This window comes from Bacillus sp. HY001 (assembly GCF_007558965.1).
Classification (GTDB): Bacteria; Bacillota; Bacilli; order Bacillales; family Bacillaceae_G; genus Bacillus_A; species Bacillus_A mobilis.
On record NZ_VLTE01000289.1, the window covers coordinates 1 to 896 of the forward strand.

The following is an 896-nucleotide window of genomic DNA, read 5'->3' on the forward strand; positions in this document are numbered from 1 at the left end:
AACTGAGCTAATGGCTCGTAAATGGCTGGGCTAGCTGGATTCGAACCAGCGCATGACGGAGTCAAAGTCCGTTGCCTTACCGCTTGGCTATAGCCCATTAATATTTACTAGTATGGTTATCTTTTCAAAAAAATAAACCCTCTCAGGTTATTTTAAAGAAAATGGTGGAGGGGGGCAGATTCGAACTGCCGAACCCGAAGGAGCGGATTTACAGTCCGCCGCGTTTAGCCACTTCGCTACCCCTCCGACATTTAAAATATATATGGTGGAGGATGACGGGATCGAACCGCCGACCCCCTGCTTGTAAGGCAGGTGCTCTCCCAGCTGAGCTAATCCTCCAAAAGTGGTGACCCGTACGGGATTCGAACCCGTGTTACCGCCGTGAAAGGGCGGTGTCTTAACCACTTGACCAACGGGCCAAAAATTTAAAACTTTTTCCAAGCTTCCAACCGGGCTTGAACCGGTGACCTCTTCCTTACCATGGAAGTACTCTACCAGCTGAGCTATGGAAGCATAATGGCTCCGCAGGTAGGAATCGAACCTACGACCGATCGGTTAACAGCCGATAGCTCTACCGCTGAGCTACTGCGGAATAATACAAGCCTGGCAACGTCCTACTCTCACAGGGACAAGGTCCCAACTACCATCGGCGCTAGAGAGCTTAACTTCCGTGTTCGGTATGGGAACGGGTGTGACCTCTCTGCCATCATTACCAGACTTTTATCATTATACACATTCTTTTCAGAATGTCAAAAGGAATTTTAATATATATTCCTTCAAAACTAGATAACATTGCTACATATTATATGGTTAAGTCCTCGATCTATTAGTATTCGTCAGCTCCACATGTCACCACGCTTCCACCTCGAACCTATCAACCTGATCATCTTTCAGGG

At 47.4% G+C, this 896-nt stretch carries 6 tRNA genes and 2 rRNA genes; all 8 read right to left on the reverse strand.

What is annotated here, in order from left to right:
* Nucleotides 1-22 precede the first annotated feature (22 nt).
* A tRNA-Gln gene (locus FOT98_RS31350) sits at nt 23-97 on the reverse strand.
* Between the two features lie 65 nt (nt 98-162).
* Nucleotides 163-246: transfer RNA gene (locus FOT98_RS31355), tRNA-Tyr, on the reverse strand.
* Nucleotides 247-263: 17 nt separating this feature from the next.
* A tRNA-Val gene (locus FOT98_RS31360) sits at nt 264-339 on the reverse strand.
* 5 nt (nt 340-344) lie between these two features.
* Nucleotides 345-419 (reverse strand) — tRNA-Glu (locus tag FOT98_RS31365).
* Between the two features lie 21 nt (nt 420-440).
* Nucleotides 441-513 (reverse strand) — tRNA-Thr (locus tag FOT98_RS31370).
* A 4-nt stretch (nt 514-517) separates the two neighbouring features.
* A tRNA-Asn gene (locus FOT98_RS31375) sits at nt 518-592 on the reverse strand.
* 9 nt (nt 593-601) lie between these two features.
* A 5S ribosomal RNA gene (gene rrf, locus FOT98_RS31380) occupies nt 602-717 on the reverse strand.
* An 89-nt stretch (nt 718-806) separates the two neighbouring features.
* A 23S ribosomal RNA gene (locus FOT98_RS31385) occupies nt 807-896 on the reverse strand; the annotation flags it as partial.